The following is a 3,878-nucleotide window of genomic DNA, read 5'->3' on the forward strand; positions in this document are numbered from 1 at the left end:
CGGATGTCCGGCTTGAAGTTGCATTGCGCGGGTCTTGTTGGCCACCAGGGCTGGGCGCGCCCACAGGTAATCTTCGCCCTTCGTCAACAAATGCCAGCAGAGCACAGTGAGCTTGCGAGCCACGGCCACCGCGGCGATCTGATGGCCGCGCCGGGCGCGGATGCGGACGAAAAAAGCATGCAGTGGACCGGGCGCCTTGGCCGCTGCCCAGGCCGCCTCGACCAGCATGGCGCGCGCGTGACTGCGGCCGATCTTGCTGATGCGACCGTGATGGGCAGCTCCCAGTCCCGACTGCCGCACCCGCGGGTTCAGCCCGAAATAGCTCACCAGCTTCTGGGGGCTGTTGAACCGGCCGATGTCGCCGATCGCCGCCACGATCCCGGCGGCGACCGCCAGATTGACGCCGGTGATTGTCATCAATCTATTGACCGCGGGATCGTCCATGGCGTCCTGCGCAATTTCGCGGTCGAGCAGGGCCAGGTCTTCCGCCAACCGGTCAAGTTCACGGACGTGCCGATCGATCGCTGCGCGTTCATCGTCCGGCAACTGTTGAGCGGCCAACCACGCCCGGCCGCGGGCGTTGAAAAGATCGGCATGCGGGCACTTCGGGATCAGGTGCGCGTGCAGGATTGAATGCACCTCGTTCTGAACCAAGGGTTCGTTGTCGCCAACCGCTGCCAAGTTGATGGTGTTCAAGCTGGTCATCGCGGCATCAAGGACCTGGCGGCGGCTCAAAGGCACAAATCAGTTGCCGAAGGTGACCGCAGGTGTCAGATTCAACGATGGCATCGAGGTCATCCACATGCCGGCAAACCACGCCGCCTGATCACCTCGTCACCCAAAATCCCGCATAGCTCGCGTTGAGGTGTCACCGAGTTTATTTTCGGTCGCACGAAACTGTTTGAACACTAATGAGCCGCGGTATAGCATTGTTGTCGTTTAAGTTTTGTTGGTGCCGCTTCATTGGCGGGTTCACGTGCACGGAGCCCGCGGCGCGGCACTGTGCGGCTCAGAGATTATCATGTCGGCTTCCAACATTGCGCTCTTCGTCGACGGAGCCAATCTGTACGCCACAGCGAAAACGCTCGGGTTCGATATCGATTACAAACGCCTGCTGACCGAATTTCAGACCCGCGGCACGCTTCTGCGCGCGTTCTACTACACCGCCACTATCGAGGACCAAGAGTACTCGTCGATCCGTCCGTTGATCGATTGGCTTGATTATAACGGCTACACGGTCGTCACCAAGCCGACCAAGGAATTCATTGACGCTGGCGGCCGACGGAAGGTCAAGGGCAACATGGACATTGAGCTCGCTGTCAATGCCATGGAGCTCGCCGCGCATATCGACGAGATGGTGCTGTTCTCCGGTGACGGCGACTTCCGATCCCTGGTCGAGGCAGTGCAGCGCGACGGGGTGCGGGTCACTGTTGTTTCGACGATCGCGTGCCAGCCGCCGATGGTCGCCGACGAGCTGCGCCGCCAGGCCGACGTGTTCACCGATCTTATCGAGCTCCAAGCGAAGATCGGTCGCAATCCGTCCGAACGCCCGGTGCAGCGCGGGTCGCGCTATCGCCCGCGGCAGACCCCAGAGCGTCAGATCATCGCGGGACCGAAGGGAAATGACAGCCTTCTCGAGAACTGATTCCGAGCGAAGCCGCTGGTGCATCCAGCCTAGGTAGCGACCCGCACTTGGTCGTTCGTTCAAGCTGTGTGCCGCGGAATGAGCTTGACGAATGAGCCCGGCATTTGCGCCGGGCTGATCGCCAGTAAGGTTCAGGTGCTGGGCAACGGACCAACTAGAGAAGACCCTGAGCGGTCGGTCGGTTCGGATTCCGACATTGCATGCCTACTCAGGCCGCTTCGCATGCATGTTGCTGGGCGCAGCATGGCCCATTGCGCTGCGCTCGATTCCGAGCTGCGCGATCCGCGCGCGACAATGCCGCAACCAAATAGCATTCGAAACCGATGCGAAGCCTAAAGCGAAAATAGTTCCGCTTTGACGCTTTGGGCGGAACTTAACTGGCTGCCGCTAAACGACAAATTTAGTTATCTCTAGTAATGATGATGAGTTATCGCAATAATAAAAAATAAGGTTGGGGAAAACAGGAAGCAGGGAGTTTTGCGATGGAAGCTGTGCGCCGCTTTCGCGCGATGGCGTTGCTATGCCGACAGGCCGCCGCGCGTGATTCTGAGAGAAGCTGGAAGCTGCTCGCAGAGGCCGAGTACTGGGAGCATCTGGCGGCTACACTAATAGCTCACTAGGCGCACGAAGTAGCGATTACCCAATTGTCCTGTTTTATCGGTGGCTGGTTAATTCAAGTTATATTCTGGGGCAGTAATGACCAATATTCGCCAGGTTTACAGCTGTGCTGTTCTGCACGCACGCCTCCAAGCGCTCATCGCCGAGCTTAGAGAGGTGGATAAGCTTCGAAATCGACTTCGAATCGTAGAGGCGAGAACAAGCGGCAGAAGACGGCGGGCTAGAGCGGGCAGCAGAGCAAGAGCCGTTTGCCCATGTTAGATGCACTCGAGCAATGATCCGCATCAGCTCATACGCGGTCGACGCACGGATCACCGGCGCCTGGGTACCTAAGTTGACGCTGCTATCAATTCGAGAGGCGAGGCAAGCGCCTCCGTCCGCTAAAGGCAGTCGCACGCGCCGTCATTACTGCCATCCAGTCTCTTAGCGATCCTCTGTCCTCCTTGAGAAGGACGCCCGCCGTTTCAGATCTCGAGTGTCTCGCCGAGATGACAGCGCTCGCGGTCGTCACGGATGCGGCATTCGAGATGGGCCCGTTGCTTCATCAATCGCGCAAGGCTGATGCGGGCAGAGGTCGATGCTCGTGCGAAAACCGCGACGACGCGCGTGGTTCACGAAGAGATTGGGTTCAGTTTCAAAAAGAGCCACTTGGACGCCCGCCAGGAGCTGATCGTCCGAGACGGTCTCAGAATCGCGTCAGTTCGTCCTGGCGCACCCGTTCGGCGGCGCTGGCGAGAGCCTGGGAGCAGCCTTCACAGCCGCTGCGCCATTGCCAGGTGGTGGCGCAGACGTGGCAGCGTAGTTCGCGCGAAGCTGACAAGCCGTGCGTCGTCGCCCGTGCTGGCGTAGGTCGCAAACAGCCCCACAGCCTCACGATGACCGGCTAATTGCATTTGCGAGTAGAGCCGGTCAAAGGTCGTTCCCGTCGTTGCTGGAAGCTGCGCGAGCATCCCAGCGTGACGTGGGTCGAGCATGCCGAACGGGTTTGAGAATGCAGTCAGCGTCGGAGCGCTCTGTTGCAACGCAGCGCTCGTCATTGAGTGATCATTGACCATTTGCTGGGCGAATGCGCGGAGTCGCGGATTGGACGATCGCTGCAACGCGAGCTGACTCGACTGGATTTCGAACAGATCGCTGCCGGTGGCCAGGCGCGTGAATGTCGTGGCGTCGATGCGCTGCCGTGCAGCAGCAGGAGACGCAACAGCAGCGCAAGCGGAGAACACGAAAAAGATCGCTCTGTTCATGACGCTTCCTCTACTTCCGAGAAAGGGGTTTGACTGCTCGAAATGGGTTCGTCCGCACCATGTTTATCGTTATCGCTTTGCGCCAGTCGTCCTGAGTTGCCGCACTGCCGTTCGATCGGGCTTTCCCAAAATGCTGTTGGCCTGGATGCTTTCCTTCAGAGGATAGTTGTCGGGGTGCGCGCGCCGGTCCATGGCGACCAGGGTTTCCGGTTGAAGGCGACCACCGTTTCCGGTGGATGACGACCACCTGTTCCGGTCGATGGCGACCAGGGTAACAGGGCTGTGGACGGGCGTGATGAACGCCGTTGGGTGATCCGCGAATCAGCCGGACTTCGCTCCTTTTTCGAGAGGAGTGGGGATGGCCCAACAGA

General features: G+C 59.6%; 2 protein-coding genes and 2 pseudogenes. 2 read left to right on the forward strand and 2 right to left on the reverse strand.

What is annotated here, in order from left to right:
- Positions 1-639: pseudogene (locus tag IVA82_RS44845) on the reverse strand (IS110 family transposase); the annotation flags it as partial.
- Positions 640-649: 10 nt separating this feature from the next.
- Here IVA82_RS44845 and IVA82_RS44850 point away from each other — a divergent pair.
- Together IVA82_RS44850 and IVA82_RS44855 are read left to right on the forward strand one after the other, a co-directional pair.
- Positions 650-826 (forward strand): annotated as a pseudogene (locus IVA82_RS44850) (IS256 family transposase); the annotation flags it as partial.
- 195 nt (positions 827-1,021) lie between these two features.
- A complete protein-coding gene (locus IVA82_RS44855; RefSeq protein ID WP_247385132.1) occupies positions 1,022-1,645 on the forward strand; it encodes an NYN domain-containing protein in 624 nt (207 codons plus the stop codon).
- A gap of 1,370 nt (positions 1,646-3,015) precedes the next feature.
- Here IVA82_RS44855 and IVA82_RS44860 read toward each other — a convergent pair.
- Complete coding sequence (locus IVA82_RS44860) at positions 3,016-3,507, reverse strand: DUF4142 domain-containing protein (protein WP_247385133.1); 492 nt, start codon at positions 3,505-3,507, stop codon at positions 3,016-3,018.
- Between the last annotated feature and the right edge of the window lie 371 nt (positions 3,508-3,878).

It is taken from the genome of Bradyrhizobium sp. 142, assembly GCF_023074015.1.
Taxonomy (GTDB): domain Bacteria; phylum Pseudomonadota; class Alphaproteobacteria; order Rhizobiales; family Xanthobacteraceae; genus Bradyrhizobium.